Source organism: Streptomyces sp. NPDC079020 (assembly GCF_044542225.1).
Classification (GTDB): Bacteria; Actinomycetota; Actinomycetes; order Streptomycetales; family Streptomycetaceae; genus Streptomyces.
In genome coordinates this window covers 100,982-126,638 of record NZ_JBITUB010000012.1, presented here as the reverse complement: position 1 = coordinate 126,638, position 25,657 = coordinate 100,982, and the positions used below count along the sequence as shown (strand labels likewise).

Sequence of the window (25,657 nt, the reverse complement as noted above, 5' to 3'; positions counted from 1 at the left end):
CATGACGATTCTGGTGGTGTCCGGTACGGGCACCGAGATCGGGAAGACGGTGGTGACCGCCGCCGTGGCCGCGGCCGCCCGGGGCCGCCGCGTCGCGGTGCTCAAGCCCGCCCAGACGGGCCTGGCCCCGGGGGATCCGGGGGACGCCGCCGAGGTGGCGCGCCTCGCCGGCGGCCATGTGACGCCGGTCGAACTGGCCAGGTTCCCCGAGCCGCTGGCCCCGGCGACCGCCGCCCGGCGGGCGGGTCTCGCGCCCGTGCGGCCCTTCGAGATCGCCGAGGCGGCCGGGAAGCTGGCCACCGAGCACGATCTGGTGCTGGTGGAGGGGGCGGGCGGACTGCTCGTACGGTTCGACGACGAGGGCGGCACGCTCGCGGACGCGGCGCGGCTGCTGGCGGCTCCCGTCCTGGTGGTGGTGGCCGCGGGTCTGGGCACGCTCAACACCACGGCGCTGACGGCGGAGGCGCTGCGGGCCCGGGGCCTGGAATGCCTCGGTGTGGTGGTGGGCAGCATGCCGGACGAGCCGGATCTGGCCGCGTCGTGCAATGTGGACGATCTGCCGGTGGCGGCCGGAGCTCCGCTGCTGGGCGCAGTCCCGGCCGGGGCGGGGTCGCTGGCACCCGTCGATTTCCGTGCGCGGGCGGCCCATTGGCTGGCTCCGGAGCTCGGCGGGGTCCGGTCCCGGACGAGGAAGGGCTGAGTACGCCGATACGGGGGAGAATCGAAGGGAGCCACTGCTTTCCCGTCACGGAGGCCCGTTATGCATCTGCGCAGCAGGAAGATCCCCCGGGACGCGGTGCACCACCCGGTGTTCGCCCGGTTCTACGCGCGGATGAGCGTGGATGCCGACCGGCGGGGCGGTATCGCCGCGTACCGCCGGGAGCTGCTGGCCGGGGTCTCCGGCCGGGTGATCGAGATCGGGGCCGGAAACGGACTGAACTTCGCGCACTATCCCGGCGCCGTGTCCGAGGTGGTGGCCATCGAACCGGAACGTACGCTCCGGCAGCTGGCGGTCCGTGCCGCGGTGCGGTGCGAGGTGCCGGTGGACGTGGTGCCCGGTGCCGCGGAGGCGCTGCCGGTCAAGAGCGAGGCGTTCGACGTCGCCGTGGCCTCATTGGTCCTGTGCACGGTGCGGGACCTGCCCCGGGCCCTCGCCGAGATCAAGCGGGTCCTGCGGCCCGGCGGTGAACTGAGGTTCTTCGAGCACGGACTGGCACCGGGCCGGGTACTGGCCGCGACACAGCGGGCCGTGGACAGAACCGTCTGGCCCCTGCTCTTCGGCGGCTGCCACACCGCACGCGACACCCTGGCCGCGATCGAGGCGGCCGGCTTCGAGATGGGCACGTACCGGAGGCTGCGGATTCCGGAGAAGCGTGTGCAGCTGCCGCCCTCCCCCTGTGTCCTCGGAGTGGCCCGCCGCCCCTTCCCGGTGGACTGACCCCGCCGGGGGCGGTGGCCGGTGGACGGCGGACCGGGGTCATACGTCCTGCTGGACCGGGTTCACGCGACCCGGTGCAAAAGGGTTCACGCGACCCGGTGAACCGGATTCACACACTCCACTGCCGGAGTTCGTCGGCGATGACCCGGACGTCCGCCTTGCCCTCCTTGACCAGTCGGGCCAGATCACGCACCTGCTCGGGCGAGGTGATGACCTTGAGCCCGGAAGCGACGAGATATCCGTACGCGACGGCGGAGGCGAACATCGCGTTGGAGCGTTCGAGCGCGGGAACGTGGAGCAGCAGTTGCAGCAGGGCAGCGGCGCGGGAATGCGGATCGCTGTAGACGGGGCTGCCGAAGATCTCCGCCTCGTGGCGGCTGACCGCGGCGACGAGCGCGCCCCAGTCGACAACCTGAGGATCGCCGGGCGTCTTGTGCTCGGCGACCATGAGCAGCCAGGAGAGGTCGATCCGTAGGTTCAACGGGTACCTTCGCGCTCCGGGCCGAACTCCTCGGCGAACACCGACTCGTACTGCTTCATGAAGTCCGCCGCCGCCTCGACGAAGGTGTGTCCCACTTCGCCCGCGTCCTGTTTGACGAGCTCCTCTATATAGCGGTTCACGCTCATCCCCCTCTGCAGCGCGCGCTGACGCGCGGCCTCGGCGGTGGCCTCTTCCACTCGGACGTTCAGCTGAGTCTTGGGCACAGCCATCACGCTAGCGCGCCTCCGCTAGCACCGGCAAGAGGAGCCGGGGTGCGCGCATGGTGGGTGGCATGGCCATCGACCGGGCTGCCGCAGGGCTCCGCCGCGCGGCAGCCCGGATGGCGAAACGGGGTCGACGCTCCGGTCGTCCGGTGGTGGGATCACCCCATGAACGATCTTTCGATACGTGCCGCGACCCCTGCGGACCTGGACGAGGTCCTCGCGTTCTGGAAGGTGGCCGCGGAGGGCACGAGCATCAGCGACGACCGGGACGGCATCACGCGGCTGTTGGAACGCGACGCCGAGTCCCTGATCCTCGTCGAGCGGGGCGGCACGCTCGCCGGGACCGTGATCGCGGGCTTCGACGGCTGGCGATGCCATCTCTACCGGCTGGCCGTCCATCCGGACCATCGCCGCCGGGGCGTGGGCGGAGCGCTGCTCGCTGCGGCGGAGGAGCGGTTCGTCCAGCTGGGAGGGCGCAGGAGCGACGCCATGGTGCTCGACCGCAACGAGCTGGCGCAGCATGCCTGGCGGGCCTCGGGGTACGCGCCGCAACCGCAGTGGAGCCGCTGGGTGCACCACCTGACCGGCTGACCTCGCGTACCCGCCACTCCTCGCCGCACGCAATTTTGCTGGTCCTTTACTATGGGATCTCATCCGACCGACCCCTGACGAAAGGTGTGAGCGTCCGCCCATGGGCGAGCCTCCCAGTAGCCGACATCGCCGACATCGCGCGATCCTCCTGCCCCTGCCCGATCCTGGGACGGAGGTGAACCGATGACCGAAGTGCTGCTACTGCTCGTCGCGGTACTGCTCTCCCTGGCCTGTGGCGCCTTCGTCGCGGCGGAGTTCTCACTGACCACGGTGGAGCGCGGCGAGCTCGAACGGGCCGTGGAGCGGGGTGAGCGGGGCGCCGCCAGTGCCCTGAAGGCTGTCCGCAGCCTCACCTTCCAGCTCTCCGGCGCCCAGCTCGGCATCACCGTCACCAACCTGGTGGTCGGCATGCTCTCCGAGCCGTCGATCTCCAAACTCATCCGCGGACCGCTGGAGGCGATCGGCCTCTCCTCCAGCGTGTCGTCCTCGGTCGCCCTCGTGATCGGCACCGCCCTGTCCACCGTGGTCCTGATGGTGGTCGGCGAGCTCGTCCCGAAGAACTGGGCGATCTCCTCCCCGCTCGCCGTGGCCAAGGCCGTCGCCACACCGCAGCGGGCGTTCACCGCGGTGTTCCGGCCCTTCATCAGCCATCTCAACAACACCGCCAACCGGATTCTGCGCCGTTTCGGCCTCGAACCGGCCGAGGAGCTGGCCTCCGCCCGCAGCCCCCAGGAACTGGTGGCCCTGGCCCGTCACTCCGCCAAGGAGGGCGCGCTGGAGGCGGACACCGCCGAGCTCTTCGTCCGCACCCTCAACCTGGCGGAGCTGACCGCGGAGAACGTGATGACCCCGCGCGTTCAGGTCACCGCCCTGGAACTGCAGGCGACGGCCGAGGATGTCGCCAATGCCACTCGGGCGACCGGGCTGTCCCGCTTCCCCGTCTACCGGGGCAGCCTCGACACGGTCGTCGGCGTCGCCCACATCAAGGACGTGCTGGCCATACCGGCCGAGCAGAGGCCCCGCAAACGCGTCTCGGAGATGCTGCGCGAACCTCTCCTCGTGCCCGAGACCCTCACCGTGGACCGCCTGCTGGACCGGCTGTCCGGCAAGATCGCCATGGCTGTCGTGATCGACGAGTACGGCGGCACGGCCGGTGTGGTGACCCTGGAGGACATCGTCGAGGAGGTCGTCGGCGAGGTGCGCGACGAACACGACCCGCATGAGACCCCCGACCTTGCCCCCGCGGGTGAGGACGCCGACGGACGCACCCTGTGGTCGGCCGACGGCGCGGCCCGCACCGACCAGCTCAGGACCATCGGGCTGCGGGTGCCGGACGGACCGTACGAGACGCTGGCCGGGCTGATCGCCAACGAGGTCGGCCGCATCCCGGCGGTGGGTGACACCGTCGAGCTGGCCGACTGGCGGATCGACGTGGTGGACGCCTCCGGGCGCAGGGCCGCACGCGCCCTGCTGCACGCCCCGCTGCCCGCTTCCGGGGAAGAGACGGAGGACGCACGATGATCGCCCTTCAGCTCTTCATCGGCCTGATGACCCTCGTGGTCAACGCCTTCTTCGTCGGCGCGGAGTTCGCGCTGATCTCCGTGCGCCGCAGCCAGATCGAGCCGGAGGCCGAGGCCGGGAACCGGCGGGCCCGCAGCGTCATCTGGGGCCTGGAGCACGTGTCCGCGCTGCTCGCCGCCGCCCAGCTCGGCATCACCCTGTGCACACTGGTGCTGGGTATCGTCGCCGAGCCCGCCATCGCGCACCTGCTGGAGCCCGTCTTCAACGCGGTGGGCGTACCGCACGGACTGGTCCATCCGATCTCGTTCGTGATCGCCCTGTCCGTGGCCACGTATCTGCACATGCTGCTGGGCGAAATGGTGCCGAAGAACATCGCGCTGGCCGAACCGGCCCGCAGCGCGCTGCTCCTCGGACCGCCCCTGGTGGCCCTCGCCAGGGCCCTGCGCCCGGTGATCTTCACGATCAACGCCTTCGCCAACGCGCTGCTCAAGCTCCTTCGCGTGGAGGCCAAGGACGAGGTGTCCGCGACGTTCTCGGACGACGAGCTGGCGCGGCTGGTGAAGGACGCCGGGGATGCCGGACTGGTCGACGACCGGTCGGCGCAGCGGCTGCGGCACGCCCTGGAGCTGGGCCGTCGCCCCGTGCAGGACGTGATCATGCCGGTCGACCGGGTGATGTACGCCAAGGTCGGCACCACGCCCGAGGAGCTGGAACGGCTCTCGTCCGAGTCCGGTTTCTCGCGCTTTCCCGTCATGGACAGCGAGGAGCGCATCCTGGGCTACCTCCATGTGAAGGACGCCCTGGACGCGACACCGCGCGATGTCCCCTTCCCGGTGACCGCGATGAGGCCGATCGCGCGGGTGCGCGCGTCGACCCCGCTCGATGACGTGCTGACGGCGCTCAGGCGCAGTCGTACGCATCTGGCGGCCGTACTCGACGAGGACGACCGGCTGGCCGGCATGGTCACGATGGAGGACGTCCTGCGGGAACTCGTGGGCAGATCGCAGGCACGCTGAGTTCCTGAACCCCGGGGCCGGGGCCGGGTCTCGGCCCCGGGCCAGGCAAGAGCAGGCGTGGCAGGCAGGGCGGGGGCGGGGACGGTCCGAGGGCCGTTCCCCGCCCCCGCCGGCTCCGCGCGACCCCGGAACCCGGCACGGCCGTCACGGTACGATCGCAGGGCCATGGAATTGAATGCCACCTACACCAGTCTTGTCGCGGTCGGCGACTCGTTCACCGAGGGCATGTCGGACTTGCTGGCCGACGGCACGTACCGGGGCTGGGCCGATGTCCTCGCCTCCCGGCTCGCGGCCAGGTCCCCCGGATTCCGGTACGCCAACCTCGCGGTACGCGGAAAGCTGATCGGCCAGATCGTCGACGAGCAGGTGGGCCCCGCGGCCGGCATGGGCGCGGATGTGATCACCCTCGTGGGCGGTCTCAACGACACGCTGCGGCCCAAGTGCGACATGGGCATGGTGCGCGGACGGCTCGAAGAAGCGGTGGAGCGGCTGGCCCCGTCCTGCGGGCAGCTGGTCCTCATGCGCAGCCCCGGCCGCGACGGCCCGGTGATGGAGCGCTTCCGTCCACGTATGGAGGAGCTGTTCTCCCTGGTCGGCGACCTGGCCGACCGGCACGGGGCACTCGTGGTGGATCTCTACGGTGCGCCGTCGCTCGGCGATCCCCGGATGTGGGACGTCGACCGGCTGCACCTCACGGCCGAAGGACACCGCAGGGTGGCCGAAGCGGTCTGGCAGACGCTGGGCCTGCCTGCCGAGCTCGACTGGCAGTCACCCGTACCGGCGACGCCGCCGCCCCACTGGGCGACGCGGCGTGCCGACGACGTGCGCTTCGCCCGGCAGCATCTGGCGCCCTGGATCGGGCGGCGGCTCACCGGCCGGTCGTCCGGGGACGGCCGGACGGGAGCGCAGTTCAGCGCCGAGACGGGCAGGGCCTTCTGGATCACGCCCGCGGACGCCTCGGATCCGGGCCCGGTGACGGGGTGGCGCCGGACGGACGGGTCCGGAAGCTGACGCTCCGGGACCCCCGGGTGGGCGCTCGGCACCACTCCCCACTCGCCGCAGCGGTACCCGCCCAGGGCGTGCTCCGCCCGCTCCACGCCTTCACCGCCGCATCCGCACCGCCTCACCTTCGCTGCCGCATCTGCGCTCCCTCGCCCGCGTTCGTAGCAAGCCACAAACGGGGCCGCGGCGCTGGCCTGCACAAACCGCCAGTAGAATCTGTTTACGTGACTGCTGTGTCTGCGAAGCCTCGCATCCCCAATGTCCTGGCCGGCCGCTACGCCTCCACGGAGCTGGCCGTCCTCTGGTCCCCCGAGCAGAAGGTGAAGCTGGAGCGTCAGCTGTGGCTGGCGGTGCTGCGCGCTCAGAAGGACCTCGGGATCGAGGTGCCCGACGCGGCCCTCGCCGACTACGAGCGCGTCCTCGACCAGGTCGACCTGGCCTCGATCGCCGAACGCGAGAAGATCACGCGGCACGACGTGAAGGCCCGGATCGAGGAGTTCAACGCCCTCGCCGGCCATGAGCAGGTCCACAAGGGCATGACCTCCCGGGACCTCACCGAGAACGTCGAACAGCTCCAGATCCGGCTCTCGCTGGAGCTCATGCGCGACCGGACGGTGGCCGTCCTGGCGCGTCTGGGCAAGCTGGCGGGCGAGTACCGCGAGCTGGTCATCGCGGGCCGTTCCCACAATGTCGCCGCTCAGGCGACGACCCTCGGCAAGCGCTTCGCGACGGCCGCGGACGAGCTGCTGGTGGCCCACGGACGGCTGGAGGACCTGCTCGGCCGCTACCCCCTGCGCGGCATCAAGGGCCCGGTCGGCACGGCGCAGGACATGCTCGACCTGCTGGGCGGGGACGCCGGGAAGCTCGCCGATCTCGAACAGCGCATCGCCGGGCACCTCGGCTTCGCCCAGGCCTTCACCTCGGTCGGCCAGGTCTATCCCCGCTCGCTCGACTACGACGTGGTGACCGCGCTGGTACAGCTGGCCGCGGCGCCCTCCTCGGTGGCGAAGACGATCCGGCTGATGGCGGGCCACGAACTGGTCACCGAGGGCTTCAAGCCCGGCCAGGTCGGCTCGTCCGCCATGCCGCACAAGATGAACACCCGCTCCTGCGAGCGTGTGAACGGCCTGATGGTCATCCTGCGCGGCTACGCCTCGATGACGGGCGAGCTGGCCGGTGACCAGTGGAACGAGGGCGACGTGTCCTGTTCCGTGGTCCGCCGGGTGGCCCTGCCCGACGCCTTCTTCGCGTTCGACGGTCTGCTGGAGACGTTCCTGACCGTGCTGGACGAGTTCGGCGCGTTCCCCGCGGTCGTGGCCCGGGAGCTGGACCGCTACCTGCCGTTCCTGGCCACCACCAAGGTCCTCATGGGTGCGGTCCGGGCCGGGGTGGGCCGCGAGGTCGCCCACGAGGCCATCAAGGAGAACGCGGTCGCCTCCGCTCTGGCGATGCGGGAGCAGGGCGCGGAGCGCAACGAACTGCTGGACAAGCTCGCCGCCGACGAGCGCATCCCGCTCGACCGGGCACAGCTCGACGCGCTGATGGCCGACAAGCTCTCCTTCACCGGTGCGGCGGGCGACCAGGTCACCGCGCTGGTGTCCCGGATCGAGGACATCACCAAGCAGCACCCGGAGGCCGCGGCCTACACCCCCGGCTCCATCCTCTGACATCCGTCGCTGTCACCCGATGACACCCGAGGAGCTCAGGGCCGCTCGTGACCGCATCGTTCCCGATGTGGTCACGGGTGGCCTGCGGGTGCTGTTCTGCGGCATCAACCCCAGCCTGTCGACCGCTGTCACGGGCCACCATTTCGCCCACCCCGGCAACCGTTTCTGGCCGGTGCTCCATCTCTCGGGCTTCACACCCCGCAGGCTGATGCCGTCCGAACAGGGCGAGTTGCTGAACCACGGCCTGGGCATCACCAATGTGGTGGCGCGGGCCACGGCCCGGGCGGACGAACTCGGGGCGGAGGAATTCCGTGAAGGTGGCAGGATCCTGGCCGAGAAGACGGAGCGCCTGGCACCGTTGTGGCTCGCCGTGGTCGGTGTCACCGCCTATCGCACGGCTTTCGGCGAACGCAAGGCCCAAATCGGCCCGCAGGAGCGGACGATCGGCGGTGCCCGCGTATGGGCTCTGCCCAACCCCAGTGGCCTCAACGCCCACTGGACCGTCCGGACCATGGCGGACGAGTACGCCCGTCTCCGCGAAGCCACCCGCTCGCCCCCACCCGCCGCCTGAAACCCGACACCGGCACCCAACGGCTGACGGCTGACGGCTGACGGCTGACGGCTGACACCAACGCCGGGAGCCGCCGTGTGGTCGGCGTGGCGGCCGGCCGGTTGTCGTCGACGGTCGAGGCGGCCAAGTCGGGCGAAGCTGCCGAACGGCGGCCGGCGCGGGGCTGTCGCCGTCAGGGCGGGTCGATCACCGTCACCAGGACGGTCAGCTCGCAGCCAGGGCCCCCCTCTTCGAGGAAGAGCCCCATCGCCACCCATCGGTCCTCGATCCTCCAGAGCTGAAGATACTCACAGCCGGCGACCGGATCCGCCCACGGCTCGGGGATCGTCTCGCCCGCCAGCATCCGCTCCTGCGCACTCCACAGGCTCACCATCTGCGGCTCACCCCAGCGTGAGGTGAGCAGCGTGATCAGTGCGTCGTGTTCCGCGAGGCACTGAGCTCTGTGCTCCAGACGGCCGACCTCACCGTCCTCCCCGTGCTCCTCGTCCGCGTGCAGAGAAACTGTGTGGTAGCCGGGCCCACTGACTCCCGAGCCCGAGGGGATGCGTTCCGCGGGAAATCCCTTGGTGCGCAACCCGTCGATGAGGCGGAGATGGTGTGCGGTCGTCATACCGTCAGTAAACCGCCTCGCACTGACAAGTGCCCCTCTGACCCGATCTCTGAAGCGCCCCCCAGCCCCGGCCCCGGCTCGCCTCTCCCCTCCTGCCTCCCCTCTCCCGCCCGCCTGCGGCTCAGGCGTCCCGATTCCGTACAGCGAACCAGCCCGCCAGCAGAGCGGCCGCGGTCCAGGCCGCCGTCACCGCCAGCCCCGCCCATGGACCGAGGCTTCCGTCCGGACTCTCGTGCAGCACCAGTTGCCCCGCTCGGTCCGGCAGATACTGGGCCGCTTCCCCGGCGATGTCCCCGATCACGAAGGAGGCGATCAGGATGAAGGGTATGAGAAGGCTGAGCACGGCCACCGCGCTGCGGAGCAGCGCCGCCAGCCCTGCCGCGAACAGGGCCATCAGCGCCAGGTAGACACCACCGCCGAGCGCCGCCCTCAACGCGCCCGGATGCCCCAGGCCTATCGCGTCCTCCCCCATGAAGAGCTGCCCCACCAGGAACGCCGCGAAGCTGGTGACCAGCCCCACGCCGAGGGCCAGCCCGCCCACGACAGTCATCTTGGCCGCGTAGAAGAGTCCGCGGCGCGGGACCGCCGACAGCGATATCCGCAGAGCACCATTGACGAACTCCGAGGAGAGCGCCGTCGCACCGAAGCTGATAGCCGCCAGCTGCCCGAAGTTCAGGGCGTAGAGAGCTTCGAGTACCGGGTCCGCGTCCGCGCTGTCCGCATCCGCCCCTCCGTCGATGGCGAAGGTCAGCACGGTGATGGCGAGCGTGACCAGGAACACCGCTGACAGAGATCCTGAGATGGAGCGCAGCGATCTGACTTTGATCCACTCGGAGTGGAGCACCGCGGTCGGGGACATGGTCACGCCTCCTGACGCTCAGCGGTGGATACCGTGCCGGCCGCGAATTCCGCCTCGTCCGCCGTGAGACCGAGGTACGCCTGTTCCAAGGTCAGCCGCTCATCGATGAGTTCGAAGAGGGGGATGCCTTCGGAGGCCGCGAGCGTGCCTATCTCCTCGGCCGTGACACCCTCGACCGTCCAACGCCCGTCATCGTTCCGCTCAGGTACATGGCCCTTGCGGGTCAGCACATCCTGAAGCCTGTGGGGTTCGGAGGTGCGCAGCCGCACCCGGGGCCTGCTGCGGGATTCGAGGAACTCCCGCATCGGCATGTCGACGAGAAGCCTGCCTCTGCCGAGGACCACCAAGTGGTCGGCGAAGGACGATGTCTCGTTCATGAGATGGCTGGAGACCAGAACCGTACGGCCTTCGCGGGCCAGCCTCTTCATCAGTTCGCGGATCCAGACGATGCCTTCCGGATCAAGTCCGTTGGACGGCTCGTCCAGCATCACCACGTCCGGGTCCCCGAGCAACGCTGCGGCGATCCCGAGACGCTGGCGCATACCGAGGGAGAACGTCTTTATCCGCTTTCCCCCGACCTGCGCGAGGCCAGTTTCCGCCAGCACGGTCTCCACCCGGGCGGCGGTCATGCAGTTGCTCGTGGCGAGCGCGAGCAAGTGGCTGCGGGCAGTCCGCGAGCCGTGAGCCGACTGGGCGTCGAGCAGTGCGCCGACGCGGTGCAGCGGAGAGCTGAGCGCGGCGTACGCCTGGCCGTCTATGGTGGCCGTGCCGCTGGAGGGCCGGTCGAGGCCGAGGACGAGCCGCATGGTGGTGGACTTGCCCGCGCCGTTCGGGCCGAGGAATCCGGTGACCCGGCCTGGTCGCACGCTGAACGTGAGACGGTCCACGGCACGGGTGGCGCCGTAGTCCTTGGTGAGTCCGTGGACATCGATGGTGGTCATGTCCTCAGCCTGGCCGCCGTGCCCGCCGCACGGCCTCCCCCTGCCGTGGGGTTCATCTCCCTCGCTCGGGGGAGCCGTCGCCGGCCGCGCGGCTGGCACGATGACGGCATGCCCCACCTCCTCGCTCCGCTGGCCAGACCGGTCACCTACACCCGCTGGCTGCATCTGCTCGCCCCGGCCGCCGTTGTCAGCGTGTGGCTGTTCATCTCGATGGACATGCCGTGGATGCCGCTGCTCTTCGCGGTGCCGGTGGGTCTGGTCCCCGCGATGCGTCTGGCGGAAGGGGTTCAGGCGCAGTTGCTCCTCACCCCTGACGAACGTGGCCGTCCGGATGCCTCGATCTCCGCGGCTGTCGCGGCCACGTGGGCGGACCGGTGGCGGACCGTTCTGTGGTTGGAGGTGCGGTTGCTGCTGGCCGTCGCCGCGGGGTCGGCCACGATCTGGCTGCCCGCCACCTCGGTCGATCTGATCCGGGCCGGCCTGGGCAAGGCCCCCAGCGACGAGGGGCTGTTCACGTACGGCGATCCGCACGGATGGCATGCGCTGCTGTTGGCTCCCCTGCCCCTGGTCCTGCTCATCACCGTGGTCGTGCTCATGGGCGAGCTGGCCACCGCGGTCGCGCGCCGGCTGCTCGGCCCGTCACCGGTGGAGCGGATGACCGCTCTGGAGGAGCTCACCGAGCAGTTGCTGGAGCGCAATCGCATCGCTCGCGAGCTGCACGACTCCATCGGCCACGCGCTGACGGTCGCCGTTGTGCAGGCCGGTGCGGCACGGACCGCGAAGGACCCGGAGTTCACCGAACGGGCGCTCGCCGCCATCGAGGAAACAGGGCGTGACGCGCTGGAGGATCTGGAGCGGGTGCTGCGGGTGCTTCGGGAATCGAGTACACCGGTGAGCAGGCGGCCGACTCTCGTCGAGGCCGGCCGGCTGCTCGACTCGGCTCGTGGCTCGGGGGCGACGGTGGACGCGGAGGTGTCCGGAACCTTGGACCGGGTACCGGCACCGGTGTCGCGCGAGGGGTACCGCATTCTTCAGGAGTGCCTCACCAATGTGCTGCGTCACGCCGGATCAGTCCTCGTACGGGTGAGGATCGCGGTGGTACGGGACCGGTTGGAGTTGGAGGTGGCCAATCCGCTGACGGGGTCGGACAGACTGCCGGGCGGCGGCAGCGGGCTGCGCGGCATACGGGAGCGGGCGGCGCTCCTGGGAGGGAGGGCCGAGGCGGGGCCCCGCGACGGCGAATGGAGAGTGCGCGTGAGCCTCCCGCTGGAGCGCATACGCTGACCCGATGCCGGTTACCGTTCTTCTGGTCGATGACGAACCCCTCGTGCGCGCCGGCCTGCGTGCCGTCCTTGAGGCCCAGCCCGACATCGAGGTGGTGGGTGAGGCGGCCGACGGTGCCGCGGTGATTCCTCTGGTGCGTCAGCTGCGGCCCGACGTGGTGGCGATGGATGTGCGGATGCCTCTGATGGACGGCATCGAGGCGACCCGGGTGGTGCTGCGCACAGTGCCGGATCCCCCGAAGGTCCTGGTGGTCACGACGTTCGAGAACGACGAGTACGTGTACGAGGCACTGCGCGCGGGAGCCGACGGGTTCCTGCTCAAGCGCGCCCGGCCCGCCGAGATCGTGCACGCGGTGCGCCTGGTGGCCGAGGGCGAGTCGCTGCTGTTCCCCGCGGCGGTCCGGCAGCTCGCGGCCGAGTACGGGACGAACCGGGCGAGGGCGGCCATGGACCGTGCGGCGCTCACGGAGCGGGAGGCCGAGGTCCTCCGGTTGATGGCCCGGGGCCTGTCCAACGCGGAGATCGCGGCCAAACTGGTGCTCGGCGTCGAGACGGTGAAGACGCATGTCAGCGCTGTACTGGCGAAGTTGGGTGCGAGGGATCGCACGCAGGCGGTCATCGCCGCGTACGAGTCCGGTTTCGTCGCCCCGGGGTGACGCAGGTTGCGTCTCGATACCGGCTCGCGCTGCCGCTCGCCGTGTCCCTGGCCAGCGAGTACCATCCGGCAGACATGCGCATGAGCTGGGAGGACACACGGTGGGCCGGCTGACCGGTGGGGACCCTTCGCTGTTGCGGCGGATCAATTCCGCGGTGGTGCTGCATGCCCTGCGAGGGGCCGGCACTCCGACCCTGACGGATCTGACCAGAATCACCGGTCTGTCGAGGCCGACGGTCGAAGGCGTGGTCGAGGGGCTGTTCGAGGCGGGCCTGGTCGTCGAGGCCCTGCCCGACGAGAGTGGGGCACGGCGCCAGGGGCGGCCCGCACGGCGGTTCCGCTTCCGTGCCGAGGCAGGCCATCTGCTGGGCATCGAGATCGGCCCGCACCGGGTCTCCTCGATGCTGTCGGGGCTGGACGGACGGATCATCGGCGCCGGATCGCGCGTGGTGTCCGAGACCGCGAGCGCGGACGACCGGCTCGACCAGGTCAGGGCCGTGATCGCCGACGTGCTGCGGCGCACCGGGGTCGCCAGGAGCAGCCTGCGTGCGGTGGGGGTGGGCAGCCCCGGCATCGTGGAGGCGGACGGGACCGTACGGCTGGGCACCGCGTTGCCGGACTGGACCGGCCTCCCGCTCGGCGAGCGCCTGCGGCGCTCCTTCCGCTGCCCGGTTCTCGTGGAGAACGACGCCAATGCGGCGGCGGTGGCCGAGCACTGGAAGGGCGCGGCGACCGAGTCCGACGACATCGTCTTCGTCCTGGCCGGGCTGAGCCCCGGGGCCGGATCGCTGATCGGCGGACGGCTGCACCGCGGTTTCGGGGGCGCGGCGGGTGAGATCGGCGCCCTGCATCTGCTCGGCAGGGACGTGACCCCGGAGCGTCTGCTGTCGACGACCGACACTCCTCTCGTTCCCCTGGACGAGCACGCCGTGACCGCCGTTTTCGCCCAGGCGCGGCAGGGCGATGCCGGGGCCCAGGCAGCGGTCGAGCGGTTCATCCAGCGGTTGGTGCACGATGTCGCGGCTCTGGTGCTGGCGCTCGACCCGGAGCTGGTGGTGGTCGGCGGCTGGGCGGCCGGTCTGGATGGTGTGCTGGACCCGCTCCGCAATGAACTGGCGCGCTACTGCCTGCGCCCGCCGAAGGTGGCGCTGTCGCTCCTCGGTGAGGCCGCTGTCGCCACCGGCGCGCTGCGACTGGCCCTGGACCATGTCGAGGAGGAGCTGTTCGCGGTGGAGGGCAGCGTGACGGCCCGCCGCTGAGTGTCCGGGGCACGGCAACGCGAGTGCCCGGGGCACAGCAACGGCCCGCCGCTGCGTAGGCGACGGGCCGTGCGGTGCGGATCCGGTGGGCGGGCGTGGCTCCACCGGCAGGGAACATGTCCGAGCGGATCCCGGTCGGCCTGCGCCGCCCGGGGCCGGGCTCGATGGCGTCAGGAGGCCTGACGCTCCTGCCCCTCGTGGCTGATCTCCAGCGCGCCGGAGTCCCCGAAGGTGAGCCGGCAGGTGTCGGCCCGGTAGGTGGCCACGGAGACGGCCGCGGTGCCGCCTGCGGCGAAGTAGCGGGTGGTCACCACGAGAACCGGCGCGCCGGGGAGGCGGTCGAGCTCCTTGGCGTCGTCGGCACGGGCCGAGCCGAGCTCCACGGAACGGTCCTGGCCTTCGAGGCCCAGCCGGTGCAGTTCGCGCAGCACGCTCCGGGCGCGGGCGGGGCCGGACGGTGCGTCGATCGCGGAGAGGTCCGGCACTGACGACGCCGGGACGTACAGCAGCTCTGCGGCGACCGACTGGCCGTGGGTGAAACGGATCCGGCGCAGCACATGGACGGGCTCCGCGGCGTCCGTGTCGAGCATGCCCGCCACCGCGGCCGGCGCCGTGTCGGTCGTGCAGTCGAGCGGCTGCCATGCCTCGCCGACGACACCGCCGGTCCAGTCGTGCTGCGCGGTGGAGACCGCGACGCCCACGCGCGGCGGGGCGACGGTCGTCCCCACACCGCGGCGGCGCTGCAGCCTGCCTTCGAGTTCGAGCTGCTCCAGAGCCTGACGGAGCGTGGCCCGTGCGACTCCGAACCGGGCGGCGAGATCGCGCTCGTTGGGCAGGACCGCCCCCACCGCAAAGTCCGAGTCGAGTGCCTCACTGAGCACGGTCTTGAGGTGCCAGTACTTCGGCTCCTGTACCGATTCCAGCTGCGTGGTCCCCACCCTGTCCTCCGCAATCGCCCAGCGTCTATTCCGCGACGTTATTTATTAAAGGTTCCTGTCTTAAGGTGACCTTAGGGTGACGCACCCCCTTGGTCAAGACCAATCCTTAGTCCGTGACGGAGCGAAACGGGACTCTGGCGCAGAGCGTTCACAGGACGTTCTTGACGCCGTGAGCCGCGCGCAGCACAAAGCCCCACGGCCGGGACGGCACGTGAGGCTGTGACCAGGCGTTCAGATGTCCTGTGGGGCGCGAGAAGTCAGCCCGGACGGCCGGGACGGCCGGCTATTCCAGGGCCAGACCGCCAAGTTTGTCCGGATTTCGAACAATATAGGCGCATTGAATGGCTCCGTCCCTGACGTCCACCTGGAAGAAGGTGTCGGGCTTTCCTCCCGAGAACATCACCAGCGCCGGGCCGCCGTTGAACTCCGCAATCCGGAACTCCATGTCCGGCCCCACCTCGTGCGCCACCGCGAAGAGGAACCGTCCGACCTTGTCCGCGGTCTCGATGATCCGCCGCGGGGCCTTCGACTTGCCACCGCTGTCGCTGACGAGCCGGACATCGGGGGCCAGCAGCGCGAGGAGCTGCTCGATGTCTCCGCCCGACGCCGCGGCCAGGAACCGCTCGGTGAGATCGCGCCGCTCCGCCGGATCGACGTCGTAGCGCGGCTTGCGCTCCTCCACATGGCGCCTGGCGCGCCCCGCGAGCTGGCGCACGGCGGCGTCCGTACGGTCGAGCGCGCCGGCGATCTCCGCGTACGGGAAACCGAAGGCCTCGCGCAGGACGAAGACCGCCCGCTCCAGCGGCGAGAGCGATTCGAGGACCACCAGAACGGCGAAGGACACGGAGTCGGCGAGTACGGCCCGTTCCGCGGCGTCGGGGACGCTGGGGCCGAAGTCGGTGACCACCGGTTCCGGCAGCCAGGGCCCGACGTAGCTCTCGTGGCGCGACCGGAGGTGCCGGAGCCGGTCGATGGCCAGGCGGGTGGTGATCCGCACGAGGAACGCCCTCGGCTCCCGTACCTCCTCGTGGGCCACCGACGACCACCGCAGCCAGGCCTCCTGCACCACGTCCTCGGCGTCCGCGACGCGGCCGAGCATGCGGTAGGCGACCCCGGTGAGCACGGGCCGGTGTTCCTCGAAGACGTCGGTCGCGGTATCGGCTGTCACTCCCCCATCCCAACCGACGTGCCGGACGCTGTCCAGCGAGAATCGCCACCCCCTTGAACTGAGAGCTACCGGACGGTAATTGTTGTTGACGCGACGTCTACCCACCGCAGGGAGCAGCTACATGGCCGCCACGGTCTCCTTCACCATCGCTTCGGCCGACGGCCCCCGCCCGGTCTCCATCGCGTACGAACGGAGCGGCTCCGGGGAACCGCTGCTGCTGCTCCACGGCATCGGCCACCACCGCCAGGCCTGGGACCCGGTGCTGCGGATCCTGGCCGCCGAGCGCGACGTCATAGCCGTGGACCTGCCGGGATTCGGAGCTTCCCCGGCGTTGCCGGACGGTGTCCCGTACGCCACGGACTCGGTGGCCCCGGTCCTCGGGGCCTTCTGTGCGGAACTCGGCGTCGGCCGTCCGCATGTGGCGGGCAATTCGCTCGAGGGGCTGCTCGCCCTGGAGATGGGGCGTGTGGGGCTCGCCCGCTCGGTGACCGCGCTGTCCCCGGCCGGCTTCTGGACGGAGGCGGAACGGCGCTACGCGTTCGCGGTCCTGCGCGCGATGCGCGGGGGTGCGCTGGCGCTGCCGGTGACGATGATCGAGCGGCTCTCGCTCAGCGCGGCCGGGCGCACCGCCCTCACCAGCACCATCTACTCCCGGCCCGGCCGGCGCTCACCCGACGCGGTCCTCGCGGAGACCATGGCCCTGCGCGGGGCGACCGGATTCCACCAGACGCTGGCCGTCGGCCGGGGCTCCGTCTTCGCCCACGACGTCCCGGGGCTTCCCGTCACCGTCGCGTGGGGCAGCCGCGACCGGCTGCTGCCGCGCCGCCAGGGGGTCCGGGCGAAGCACACGATCCCCGGCGCCCGTCTCGTACGCCTGCCCGGCTGTGGTCATGTCCCGATGCACGACGACCCCGCCCTGGTGGCACGCGTCGTCCTCGACACGAGCCGCTGACCCACCGGAGCCCTCCGGAGCGGAGCCGGTGAGCACACGGCGCCCCAGGACCCCGGAGCCGAGCGCCACGCCCGCACCGACCAGGAGGCTGCCCGCACCTTGGGCGATGCCGTACACACCGGCTCCGACGAGGGGCGCGGTGAGAGCGGCGGAGACCGGGATCAGGCCGGAGAAGAGCGTGGCGCGTTCGGCGCCGATCCGCTGGATGCCGCTGTACCAGCAGACGAAACCGATGACCGTGACGACGACGGCCTGCCACAGCAGCGCCGTCGTCTCGGCGGGAGTCGGAAGCCGCAGGAAGGCGGGCCCGTCGAGCAGGGCACCGAGCAGCGCGGACTCCAGGGCGGCGACGGCGCAGACGGCCGCCGACAGCAGTTTCGGGCCGAGCGGGCGCAGCAGCGGTACGGCGAGCACGGCGAAACCGGCCTCTCCCGCGAGCGCGCCCACCGAACAGAGGACTCCGGCGAGGTCGGTACGCCCCCACCCCTGGACCGTGAAGGCCCCGGCCGCGACGAGCCCGGCCGCGTACAGCACGGTCCGGGACGGGCGACGGCCCTCCAGCAGCGGGACGAGCACGCCCACGACGATGGGCGCGCAGCCGACGAGAACCCCGGGCACGGCCGGTTCCGCCGACCGCTCGGCGGCCAGGACCGCCAGGTTGAAACCGACCATGCCGACCGCCGCGAGAAGGGCGAGCCGGCCCCACTGCCGCCGGGACAGGGTGCGCAGCGGAGCGAGCCCGGAGCTTCCCTCGCGGCGTGCGGCATCTCCCTTCCGGCGCATCAGCGGCAGGAGCAGCAGCGCGGCCAGACCGTAACGCAGCGCCTGGCCTCCGGCGTACGGGTAGTCGCCGAGGACGCTGTTCGCGGTGAAGGAGGCGCCCACGAGTACGCAGGCGAAGGCGGCGAGGAGTACCCCGCGTACGGAAGGTGCGTTCATGCGGGCAACGCTAGATTTCGGACCGGACCGGTTTAAGGTCCACTTCCATGAAGTCTTCGGGGACCAATTCGCCTGCCGGCACGGAGAGTCGCGGTGGCGGCGAGGCCGGCGGCGGCCCGCCCGCCCCCGGCTCCGGAGCCTGGGAGCTACTGCTCCCCGCGACTGCCGCTCCGGCCCGGCAGAGGGGCCGTGCGCTGCGGTCGGCGCTGCGTGAGGCGATCCGCTCGGGCCGTCTCGCGGCGGGGACCAGGCTGCCGTCCAGCCGGGAGCTGGCCGCCGAACTCGGGGTGTCGCGCGGCCTGGTCACCGAGGCGTACGAACAGCTCGTGGCGGAGAGCTATCTGCGCAGCGGTCGGGGCGCGGGGACCTGGGTCAGCGTCGGGGTCCGGCCAGCGCTGCACGGGGCACGCGATCTGGCGCCGCGTGCGCCCGGCGTGCGCGTCGACTTCCGGCCCGGCACCCCTGATCTCTCGCTCTTCCCGCGTGCGGCGTGGGCCGCCACCCAGCGCGCGGTCATCGGCAGACTGCCGCACAGCGCCCTGGGCTACCCCGATCCGCGCGGGCTGCCGGAGCTGCGCGAGGCCCTGGCCGCTCTGCTGACCCGGCGGCGCGGGGTAGTCGCCGACCCCGATCGGCTGGTGGTCTGTTCCGGTGTCGCGCAGGCGGCCACCCTGCTGGGGTTCGTACTGCGTGGGCAGGGGCTGTCGGCGGTGGGCGTCGAGGATCCGGGGAGCCCCGAGCACGCGTCGCTGTTCGCTTCGACCGGGCTGGGTGTCGTCGCGCTGCCGCTGGACGACGAGGGTCTGGCGGTGGATCCGCTGCTGGCTTCCGGAGTCCGCGCGGTCGTCACCACGCCCGCCCACCAGTTCCCCACCGGAATCGGCTACTCGGCCGGGCGCCGCAGCCGGCTGCTCGCATGGGCGCGCGCCCGCGACGCGGTGATCATGGAGGACGACTACGACGGAGACTTCCGGTACGACAGGGCGCCGGTCGGCGCGTTGCAGGGTCTGGACCCCGAACAAGTGGCGTACACCGGTTCGGTGAGCAAGTCGCTCGTTCCCGGGCTGCGTCTGGGGTGGCTGATCGCCCCCGCGTCCATGACCGACGCGATCGTCGAGCGCAAGCGCACGATGGATCTGGGCAACCCCGCGATCGACCAGGCGGTGCTGGCCGACTTCATCACGCGAGGCGGCTACGACCGGCAGCTGCGACGCTGCCGGCGCGCCTACCGGGAGCGCCGCGACGCCATGGTGGGCGCGCTGCGCGAGCACTTCCCCGGCGTCGTGATCAGTGGCATAGCGGCGGGTCTGCACATCATCGCGCGGCTGCCCGAACGGTACGGAGCCGAAGGCGTGTTCCTGGACCGGGCGGCCGGTGCGGGCATCGCGCTGCGTCCGCTGCGCGACTACGCCACGGCGGGCGGCCCGGACGGCGATGACGACGCCGTGCGCCTCGTACTCGGCTATGCCCATCTGACTCCGGCCGACATCGCGCGCGGAGTGGGGCTGCTGGCGCGGGCGCGGGTGAGGGATCAGCGGTGACATGCGCGTCATCGCGGTTGTTCACCTGTGGTTGGTGTGGCAGCCTCCCCCGGGCACTAGGCATGACCTGGCGATCACCACGCGACGGACACCGCCGCGTCCCGTGATCGCTGTCCCGCCCCGTCGCTCCGCACCGTCGCCCACTGGAGGCGCACCGATGTCGAACCGTCCTCGTATCCACACCCCCGGCCGTCGGACCGTGCTGCGTGGTTCGCTCCTGGCCTCGGCGGCCGTCACGCTGCCCGCCGCCGTCGGGACGGCGCCCGCCTTCGCGCGCTCGGGACGGCCCGAGGCGGCCTGGGGTGTCCAGGCCGGTGATGTCACGTCGTCCTCCGCACTCGTGTGGGTACGGTCGGACCGCCCCGCGCGCATGCTGGTGGAGACCTCGGCCACCGAATCCTTCCGCCGGGCCCGGCGTTGGCACGGGCCGCTGGTCGGGCCGGGTACGGACTTCACGGGTACGACGCCCCTGTACGGCCTGCCCGCGGGTGAGCAGGTGCACTACCGCGTCACGCTCTCGGACCCGCACGACCCGCGCCGTACGGGCAGGCCGGTGTACGGAACGTTCCGTACCGCGCCCGCGCGGCGCCGTGACGGTGTGCGCTTCCTGTGGTCCGGGGACATCGCGGGGCAGGGATGGGGTATCAACCCGGACATCGGCGGCTATCGGGTGTACGACGAGATGCGCCGCCTCGATCCGGACTTCTTCCTGTGCAGCGGCGACAGCATCTACGCGGACGGGGTGATCGAGCCCAGCGTGACGCTGCCCGACGGGCGGATCTGGCGCAACATCACCACCGAGGAGAAGGCGAAGGTCGCCGAGACCCTCGACGAGTACCGCGGCAACTTCCGTTACAACCTGCTGGACGAGAACCTCCGGCGGTTCAACTCCCAGGTGCCCTCCGTCATCCAGTGGGACGACCACGAGGTGCGCAACAACTGGTACCCCGGTCAGATCCTGGACGACGCCCGCTACACCGAGAAGAACGTGGACATCCTCGCGGCGCGTTCGATGCGCGCGTTCCGTGAGTACGTCCCCGTGTCCACGCTGCGCGGTCCCTCGCACGCAGGGCGGGTGCACCGCGTCGTGCGGCACGGACCGCTGCTCGACGTATTCGTCCTCGACATGCGGTCGTTCCGCAACGCCAACTCGCCCGGCCGGCGGCCCGACGACACGACGGGCATCCTCGGGGCCGAACAGCTGCGCTGGCTCACGCACGAACTGTCGCGCTCGCGCGCGGTGTGGAAGGTGATCGCGGCGGACATGCCGCTCGGCCTCGTCGTCACCGACGGCGCCACGGACTTCGAGGCGGTGGCGCAGGGCGACCCCGGCGCACCGCTCGGCCGGGAACTGCAGATCGCCGAGCTGCTCCGGTTCATCAAGCACCGGCGGATCACCGGCACGGTCTGGCTGACCGCCGATGTTCACTACACCTCGGCACAGCACTACGCCCCCGAGCGGGCGGCCTTCAAGGACTTCGCCCCGTTCTGGGAGTTCGTCTCGGGACCGCTGGCGGCGGGCGGATTCCCCGCCAACGCGCTCGACGGCACCTTCGGCCCCGAGCGGGTCTTCGTCCGGGCACCGGAGAGGGCGAACGTGTCCCCGATGGAGTCGCCGCAGTTCTTCGGCGAGGTCGACATCGACGGCGACAGCGGAGAACTGACGGTCCGGCTTCGGGCGCAGGGCGGATCCGTCCTGTTCAGCAAGGTCCTCCAGCCGGGTCTGACAGGGCAGTGATCAGGATCTGGTGACCCGGTACGCGGCGTTCGGCCGGGGCCCGTTGTCAGTGGTGGCCTCTACGGTTTTCCCATGACCCGATCCGTTCAGGCCTTGGCCTACGCACGCCATTCCGCCCTGGAGTCCTCGCCCACCGGAACCCTGCTGGGGCTGGAGACCTCGGGCGGTCTCACCCCGCGCGGGGCCGAGGCCCATCCCCGGTTCTTCGCCGGTTTCCTCTCCTCGCCGCGCATCGCCGCGCGAGGCCTGCTGGCCGTGGCCGACGTGGCCTCAGCCCGCTACTACCAGCGCTCGTTGGCCTCGTCCCTCGACCCGGTCGTGACGGGGAACGGGGACCGGCTGCGCTTCGAGTCGTTCTCCGGATGCTGCGGGGTGTACGCGCGGCTCGATGTGCTGCAGGAGGGCCTGGAAGGGGAGCGGACAGGTCACGGCACGACGAATGTCGATGTCAACAACCCTCTGCGGGAGGCTCTTTCGCGGATAACGGCGGACGACCCGCTGCATCTGCGGGTCGGCCCCGAGGAGATGACGGTCACCACGCTGGACGGGCCGGTGGTGGAGAAGAAGGTTCCGCTGCCGGACCGGTGGCTGCGCGGCTTCGCCGAGGCACAGGTGGCCTCGGCAGCCTTCGATCTGCGGGCCGAGCTGCCTGCGGCCGAGGCCGTCAGATTCCTCCGTTCCCTCCCCCGCTCCTCGGGCAGCGCCTCCCGCGGCGCCCGGTGGGTGATCGCGACGGGGGCAGGTCTGCGGCCGACGACCCGGCCGGTTCCGGGTGCGGTGTGTCTGCCGGGCCCCGAGCGGCTGGTGGCTCTTCAGCGGGTGCTGCGTCATGCGACGGCCCTGCGGGTGTACGGGCCGGTGGCCGACGGCGTGGCCGCGGCGAGCGCCTGGGAGGTCGTCCTGCCGGGGATGCGTCTCACGGTGACGCTGTCGCCCGATGCCTCGCGCGGGTTCTCCGGTGAGGGCGGGGTCCTCGAAGCCCTGGCCACCGACGACGCGGCAGCGGACGCCGAGCTGATCTCGGTGCTGCTGGCCTGGGAGCCCCGGATCGAGCCGGCCGGCCTCGCCGAGCAGTCGGGACTGACGGTCGAGCGGGTACGGGCCGCGCTCACCCGGCTGGGAACCGCGGGCCGGGTGGGATACGACCTGGCGGACGCCGCGTACTTCCACCGCGAGCTGCCCTACGACGCGGACCGGGCCGAGCGGCACAATCCGCGGCTCGTCGACGCCCGGCGGCTCGCCGGTTCGGGCGCGGTGACCCTGGACGGTGACCTGGCCTCCGTCGCCTCGGGCGAGCGGAGGTACCGGGTGCGCGAGCACGAAGGAGTGCTGAGCTGCACCTGCCCGTGGTGGGCGGACTACCGGGGACGCCGGGGCCCGTGCAAACACGCGCTGGCCGTCCGGATGGTCCGCCGCGGCGCGACCGTCGCCGGAGGTGCGCGATGAACGATCTGCTCACCGCGGTACGGGAAGGCCGCACGCAGGACGTTCCCGCGCTCGTGCTGAAACTGGACCCCGCCGGCCGCAGGGCGGCTCTGACCGAACTGAAGGAGCTGCGCAAGGAGGCGCGGAGCTGGGAGTGGCAGAAGCAGGACAAGATCCAGAAGGCCTTGCTGGTGGCCGGGGCGGGCTGCCACACGGGGGCGGCCGGCTGCGCCGCGTGGATGAGCGGCCGTGTCCTGCGCGAATGGGTGCGAACTCCGTACCCGCTCGTCCTGGAAGCACTCGCGGACCGCGATCCCGCCTGGCTCGCCGACCTCGCCCACCGGCTGGCCGCGAGGTCGGCCACTTCGGACGCCGAGTACGGGTTCATCTCCGAGCTGGTACGGATCGCCCAGTGCCCGGTTCCCGTCACGGACAGTCTGGTGGTGGGCTGGACGGAGAAGGTCGGCTCCTCCCGGTGGCGCAGGGACTCACCCACGTCACTGCTGGACATCCTGCGCGCCGAACCGCATCTGACCGTTTTCGCGCCGCGGCTCTTCGAACTGCAGGACCTCCCGCCGCAGGTCGGCTGGTTCGAGGAACCCGACTCCCTGAGACACTGGCCCGCCGCGCTCACCGCGCTGGCGGAGGAAGGCCTGCTGGACCGCGGGATGCTGGTCGACGGGTGCGTGACGCGGCTGCTGCGCGGCGGAAAGCCGGGCGACCAGCGCTGCTTCCTGGTGATGCTCCGCCGGCTCGCCCTGACCGAACAGGAAGAGACGGAGCGGATCGCCGACTGGATGGGCATGGCGGCGGACGGCATCTCGACCGTGGCGGGCCACGCCCAGGAGGTGCTCATACGGCTGGACGGGCTCGGCCGGCTCACCCCGCGGGACCTCGCGGAGGTTTCGGCCTCGGTGCTCTTCCGCAGGGAGAAGAAGCTCGTACGCGGACAACTGGTGTTCCTGGGGAAGGTGTTGCGCAGGGACGCGTCGATGGCCGGCGAACTGCTGCCGGTCGTCGCTGAAGCCCTCGGCCACGAGGACACCGGCGTCCAGGAACGGGCACTGAAGCTGATCGCCCGGCACCTCTCCGCCGTGGACGGCGCGCTCCGCGAGGAGCTCGCCCTCGCCGCGGAACAGCTGGGTCCGATGCACCGGCCCGCCGCCGTCGAGCTGTTCGGCGAGCTGCTGGACGAGGCCTCCGGCAGCGGTTCCCACGAAGAGCAGCTGCCGCCCGCACCCGCCCTCCGCCGGCTCGAACCGGCACCGGAGAGTGTCGCCGAGCTCGTCGAGGAGGTGGCGGCGCTGACGAGGTCCGGTTCGCGGGAGACCCCCGCCTTCGAGCGGACGCTGGACGGTCTGGTCCGGCACGCCCGGACGGACCGTGCGGCGCTCACCACCGCGCTCCGGGAGGCGCTGTCCGGACACTGGCTCCTCAGCGGCACCTCGCAGCAGGAGACCGACAGGAGATTCGCCAGGAACCCCAGCGGGCTGGACCTGATCGCGGCCTCCCTGCTCGACCTGGTGTCCCCGGCCGTCGTGCGGGACGGAAACGCCCGCTGGACCGGAACGGGGACGTGTACCCATGCAGCGCTGGACGGGGTGCTGTTCGCCCGGATGTGGGAGGCCGCCGCCGCGGTACGGAGCGGACAGACCCCGTTCCTGCTCGCGACGCCGACCTGGCACACCGGGTCGCTGGACGCGCGGGAACTGGTCGAGCGGCTGCGCGCCTACCAGCGCCTCGGCTCCGTACCCGGCCCCGTCGACTTCGCCCAGGCGCTGCTGCGCGTACGCCGGACCGGGGAGCTGGAGGCGGCGCAGGCCGCCGCGCTGCTCGGCACCCCGGAGGGTGACCGGCTGGCCGCCTGGATACGTGCCGACGAACCGGTCGCCCGGGTGCTGGGACACCGTCCGGGCGAGAGCCGGCCGTCCTCCGGCAACTGGTGGCAGCGTTCGGCCGCCGGAACGCGGCGGGTCCTCCTCGCCACCAAGGAGCGTCCGGTGATCCAGCGGGAGTTCCCGCGTTCCTTCCACTGGCTGGGCCGACCGCATCTCCCCGAGGCGCGTCAGTGCTACCACTGGGAGGGCGCGAACTCGGAGCACTGGCTCGCCACGCTGCCCGAGGACGGGGAGACCATGGCCGCCTGGCTGATGCCCGACCTGATGCACGGCGCTGACGAGGGTACGCAAGGCGCGGCCCGGTGGCTGCCCTCCCTTGCCGAGGCCGGCGGACCGGCCGGCGGGGCGATCCATCTGGCGCTGGGCTACGGGCTGGGGGCCCGGCACGCGGAGGACCGGCTGTCGGCGGTGGACACCCTGCTGGTTCTCGCCGCACAGGGACGTCTGGACGCGCCCCTGCTCGGCCGGGAGCTGTCGATCCTCGTCGACCACGACCTGGTGAAGCTCAGCCGGCTCACGGACTCCGCGCGGACGGCCGCCGCCACCGGCGCGTACCGGACGGTGCTGTCCGTGCTGGTGGAGCTGCTGCCCCCGCTGCTGGCGTACCCCAAGTCTCCGTACGGCCTCGGCGAGATGCTCGCCGTCACCGCGGACTGCGCGGAACGCAGCGGTGCGCGGGAGCTCGCGCCGATCGACGGGCTCAGCGCCGTGGCCGGGCGCAAGGGCTCCTCGCAACTCGTGCGGCAGGCCGGCCGCCTGCTCGCCGTCTGCGGGCCGGAGCCCAGGCCCGCGGACGGCCCGAGCGAGGACAGCCGTGCGACGGAGTCGGACAGCAGCCGAAATCAGGCCGCAGAATCTGGCCAAAAAGCGACCATAGGCGACCAGATCCACACTTAACCCATCAGTCACAAGACGTTCGCGATCAGGCAACACCGCTCGG

23 protein-coding genes and 1 pseudogene are annotated in these 25,657 nt (G+C 71.4%); 16 read left to right on the top strand and 8 right to left on the bottom strand.

The features are described 5' to 3' along the window. Position 1 precedes the first annotated feature (1 nt). The gene (gene bioD, locus ACIGJO_RS24820) at positions 2–700 is read left to right on the top strand and encodes a dethiobiotin synthase (RefSeq protein WP_399961501.1); all 699 of its coding nucleotides are present in this window, start codon (positions 2–4) and stop codon (positions 698–700) included. 60 nt (positions 701–760) lie between these two features. After that, a complete protein-coding gene (locus ACIGJO_RS24815; RefSeq protein WP_399961499.1) occupies positions 761–1,438 on the top strand; it encodes a class I SAM-dependent methyltransferase in 678 nt (225 codons plus the stop codon). Positions 1,439–1,547: 109 nt separating this feature from the next. Here the strand turns inward: ACIGJO_RS24815 and ACIGJO_RS24810 are convergent, their stop codons facing one another. Further along, positions 1,548–1,919, bottom strand: coding sequence for a fic family toxin-antitoxin system, toxin component (locus tag ACIGJO_RS24810; RefSeq protein ID WP_399961497.1), 372 nt, complete (start codon positions 1,917–1,919; stop codon positions 1,548–1,550). Beyond that, positions 1,916–2,143 (bottom strand): antitoxin, encoded by a 228-nt coding sequence (locus ACIGJO_RS24805; RefSeq protein ID WP_336674683.1) that lies wholly within the window; start codon positions 2,141–2,143, stop codon positions 1,916–1,918. The genes ACIGJO_RS24810 and ACIGJO_RS24805 overlap by 4 nt, the downstream gene beginning before the upstream one ends. Before the next feature lie 165 nt (positions 2,144–2,308). Here ACIGJO_RS24805 and ACIGJO_RS24800 point away from each other — a divergent pair, with 165 nt between their 5' ends. From ACIGJO_RS24800 to mug, 6 genes are all read left to right on the top strand, one after another. Next, a complete protein-coding gene (locus ACIGJO_RS24800; RefSeq protein WP_399961495.1) occupies positions 2,309–2,734 on the top strand; it encodes a GNAT family N-acetyltransferase in 426 nt (141 codons plus the stop codon). Between the two features lie 183 nt (positions 2,735–2,917). Further along, positions 2,918–4,255 (top strand): hemolysin family protein, encoded by a 1,338-nt coding sequence (locus ACIGJO_RS24795; protein WP_399961493.1) that lies wholly within the window; start codon positions 2,918–2,920, stop codon positions 4,253–4,255. Next, complete coding sequence (locus ACIGJO_RS24790) at positions 4,252–5,271, top strand: hemolysin family protein (RefSeq protein WP_399961491.1); 1,020 nt, start codon at positions 4,252–4,254, stop codon at positions 5,269–5,271. The genes ACIGJO_RS24795 and ACIGJO_RS24790 overlap by 4 nt, the downstream gene beginning before the upstream one ends. A gap of 165 nt (positions 5,272–5,436) precedes the next feature. Further along, the gene (locus ACIGJO_RS24785; RefSeq protein ID WP_399961489.1) at positions 5,437–6,282 is read left to right on the top strand and encodes an SGNH/GDSL hydrolase family protein; all 846 of its coding nucleotides are present in this window, start codon (positions 5,437–5,439) and stop codon (positions 6,280–6,282) included. Positions 6,283–6,497: 215 nt separating this feature from the next. Next, the gene (purB, locus tag ACIGJO_RS24780; protein ID WP_399961487.1) at positions 6,498–7,940 is read left to right on the top strand and encodes an adenylosuccinate lyase; all 1,443 of its coding nucleotides are present in this window, start codon (positions 6,498–6,500) and stop codon (positions 7,938–7,940) included. A gap of 19 nt (positions 7,941–7,959) precedes the next feature. Next, on the top strand, positions 7,960–8,511 hold the full coding sequence (gene mug / locus ACIGJO_RS24775; protein ID WP_399961485.1) for a G/U mismatch-specific DNA glycosylase: 552 nt from the start codon (positions 7,960–7,962) through the stop codon (positions 8,509–8,511). Positions 8,512–8,683: 172 nt separating this feature from the next. On the opposite strand, the gene ACIGJO_RS24770 is transcribed toward mug, so the two are convergent. The 3 genes from ACIGJO_RS24770 to ACIGJO_RS24760 all read right to left on the bottom strand — a co-directional run bounded on the left by ACIGJO_RS24770 (position 8,684) and on the right by ACIGJO_RS24760 (position 10,921). Next, complete coding sequence (locus ACIGJO_RS24770) at positions 8,684–9,121, bottom strand: hypothetical protein (protein WP_399961483.1); 438 nt, start codon at positions 9,119–9,121, stop codon at positions 8,684–8,686. A gap of 121 nt (positions 9,122–9,242) precedes the next feature. Next, on the bottom strand, positions 9,243–9,980 hold the full coding sequence (locus ACIGJO_RS24765; protein WP_399961480.1) for an ABC transporter permease: 738 nt from the start codon (positions 9,978–9,980) through the stop codon (positions 9,243–9,245). Positions 9,981–9,982: 2 nt separating this feature from the next. Beyond that, a complete protein-coding gene (locus ACIGJO_RS24760) occupies positions 9,983–10,921 on the bottom strand; it encodes an ATP-binding cassette domain-containing protein (protein ID WP_399961478.1) in 939 nt (312 codons plus the stop codon). A 108-nt stretch (positions 10,922–11,029) separates the two neighbouring features. Between ACIGJO_RS24760 and ACIGJO_RS24755 the strand changes: the two genes are divergently transcribed. The 3 genes from ACIGJO_RS24755 (at position 11,030) to ACIGJO_RS24745 (ending at position 14,118) form a co-directional block, all read left to right on the top strand. After that, the gene (locus ACIGJO_RS24755; RefSeq protein WP_399961476.1) at positions 11,030–12,205 is read left to right on the top strand and encodes a sensor histidine kinase; all 1,176 of its coding nucleotides are present in this window, start codon (positions 11,030–11,032) and stop codon (positions 12,203–12,205) included. A 4-nt stretch (positions 12,206–12,209) separates the two neighbouring features. After that, positions 12,210–12,860, top strand: coding sequence for a response regulator (locus ACIGJO_RS24750; protein WP_399961474.1), 651 nt, complete (start codon positions 12,210–12,212; stop codon positions 12,858–12,860). A 100-nt stretch (positions 12,861–12,960) separates the two neighbouring features. Further along, positions 12,961–14,118, top strand: a complete 1,158-nt coding sequence (locus ACIGJO_RS24745) for an ROK family transcriptional regulator (RefSeq protein ID WP_399961472.1) — start codon at positions 12,961–12,963, stop codon at positions 14,116–14,118. Between the two features lie 170 nt (positions 14,119–14,288). Here the strand turns inward: ACIGJO_RS24745 and ACIGJO_RS24740 are convergent, their stop codons facing one another. Together ACIGJO_RS24740 and ACIGJO_RS24735 are read right to left on the bottom strand one after the other, a co-directional pair. Next, on the bottom strand, positions 14,289–15,056 hold the full coding sequence (locus ACIGJO_RS24740; RefSeq protein ID WP_399961470.1) for a GntR family transcriptional regulator: 768 nt from the start codon (positions 15,054–15,056) through the stop codon (positions 14,289–14,291). A gap of 283 nt (positions 15,057–15,339) precedes the next feature. Continuing rightward, positions 15,340–16,224: an RNA polymerase sigma-70 factor gene (locus ACIGJO_RS24735; protein ID WP_399961468.1), complete on the bottom strand. Its 885-nt coding sequence runs from the start codon at positions 16,222–16,224 to the stop codon at positions 15,340–15,342. A 121-nt stretch (positions 16,225–16,345) separates the two neighbouring features. On the opposite strand from ACIGJO_RS24735, the gene ACIGJO_RS24730 reads away from it, so the two are divergent. Beyond that, on the top strand, positions 16,346–17,176 hold the full coding sequence (locus ACIGJO_RS24730) for an alpha/beta fold hydrolase (RefSeq protein ID WP_399961465.1): 831 nt from the start codon (positions 16,346–16,348) through the stop codon (positions 17,174–17,176). A 72-nt stretch (positions 17,177–17,248) separates the two neighbouring features. Here the strand turns inward: ACIGJO_RS24730 and ACIGJO_RS24725 are convergent. Then, positions 17,249–18,115, bottom strand: a pseudogene (locus ACIGJO_RS24725) (DMT family transporter); the annotation flags it as partial. 47 nt (positions 18,116–18,162) lie between these two features. Here ACIGJO_RS24725 and ACIGJO_RS24720 point away from each other — a divergent pair. The 4 genes from ACIGJO_RS24720 (at position 18,163) to ACIGJO_RS24705 (ending at position 25,614) form a co-directional block, all read left to right on the top strand. Beyond that, positions 18,163–19,656, top strand: a complete 1,494-nt coding sequence (locus ACIGJO_RS24720; RefSeq protein WP_399961463.1) for a PLP-dependent aminotransferase family protein — start codon at positions 18,163–18,165, stop codon at positions 19,654–19,656. A gap of 157 nt (positions 19,657–19,813) precedes the next feature. After that, entirely contained in the window at positions 19,814–21,394 is a 1,581-nt protein-coding gene (locus ACIGJO_RS24715; RefSeq protein ID WP_399961461.1) for an alkaline phosphatase D family protein, read from the top strand. A gap of 72 nt (positions 21,395–21,466) precedes the next feature. Continuing rightward, positions 21,467–22,840, top strand: coding sequence for an SWIM zinc finger family protein (locus ACIGJO_RS24710; RefSeq protein WP_399961459.1), 1,374 nt, complete (start codon positions 21,467–21,469; stop codon positions 22,838–22,840). Continuing rightward, positions 22,837–25,614, top strand: coding sequence for a DUF6493 family protein (locus ACIGJO_RS24705; protein WP_399961457.1), 2,778 nt, complete (start codon positions 22,837–22,839; stop codon positions 25,612–25,614). The genes ACIGJO_RS24710 and ACIGJO_RS24705 overlap by 4 nt, the downstream gene beginning before the upstream one ends. The last annotated feature ends 43 nt before the right edge of the window (positions 25,615–25,657 follow it).

Coding starts and splice junctions, on each gene's coding strand:
- bioD (WP_399961501.1), top strand. CDS start 2: ATGACGATTCTGGTGGTGTCCGGTACGGGCACCGAGATCGGGAAGACG.
- ACIGJO_RS24815 (WP_399961499.1), top strand. CDS start 761: ATGCATCTGCGCAGCAGGAAGATCCCCCGGGACGCGGTGCACCACCCG.
- ACIGJO_RS24800 (WP_399961495.1), top strand. CDS start 2,309: ATGAACGATCTTTCGATACGTGCCGCGACCCCTGCGGACCTGGACGAG.
- ACIGJO_RS24795 (WP_399961493.1), top strand. CDS start 2,918: ATGACCGAAGTGCTGCTACTGCTCGTCGCGGTACTGCTCTCCCTGGCC.
- ACIGJO_RS24790 (WP_399961491.1), top strand. CDS start 4,252: ATGATCGCCCTTCAGCTCTTCATCGGCCTGATGACCCTCGTGGTCAAC.
- ACIGJO_RS24785 (WP_399961489.1), top strand. CDS start 5,437: ATGGAATTGAATGCCACCTACACCAGTCTTGTCGCGGTCGGCGACTCG.
- mug (WP_399961485.1), top strand. CDS start 7,960: ATGACACCCGAGGAGCTCAGGGCCGCTCGTGACCGCATCGTTCCCGAT.
- ACIGJO_RS24770 (WP_399961483.1), bottom strand. CDS start 9,121: ATGACGACCGCACACCATCTCCGCCTCATCGACGGGTTGCGCACCAAG.
- ACIGJO_RS24765 (WP_399961480.1), bottom strand. CDS start 9,980: ATGTCCCCGACCGCGGTGCTCCACTCCGAGTGGATCAAAGTCAGATCG.
- ACIGJO_RS24760 (WP_399961478.1), bottom strand. CDS start 10,921: ATGACCACCATCGATGTCCACGGACTCACCAAGGACTACGGCGCCACC.
- ACIGJO_RS24755 (WP_399961476.1), top strand. CDS start 11,030: ATGCCCCACCTCCTCGCTCCGCTGGCCAGACCGGTCACCTACACCCGC.
- ACIGJO_RS24750 (WP_399961474.1), top strand. CDS start 12,210: ATGCCGGTTACCGTTCTTCTGGTCGATGACGAACCCCTCGTGCGCGCC.
- ACIGJO_RS24730 (WP_399961465.1), top strand. CDS start 16,346: ATGGCCGCCACGGTCTCCTTCACCATCGCTTCGGCCGACGGCCCCCGC.
- ACIGJO_RS24720 (WP_399961463.1), top strand. CDS start 18,163: ATGAAGTCTTCGGGGACCAATTCGCCTGCCGGCACGGAGAGTCGCGGT.
- ACIGJO_RS24715 (WP_399961461.1), top strand. CDS start 19,814: ATGTCGAACCGTCCTCGTATCCACACCCCCGGCCGTCGGACCGTGCTG.
- ACIGJO_RS24710 (WP_399961459.1), top strand. CDS start 21,467: ATGACCCGATCCGTTCAGGCCTTGGCCTACGCACGCCATTCCGCCCTG.
- ACIGJO_RS24705 (WP_399961457.1), top strand. CDS start 22,837: ATGAACGATCTGCTCACCGCGGTACGGGAAGGCCGCACGCAGGACGTT.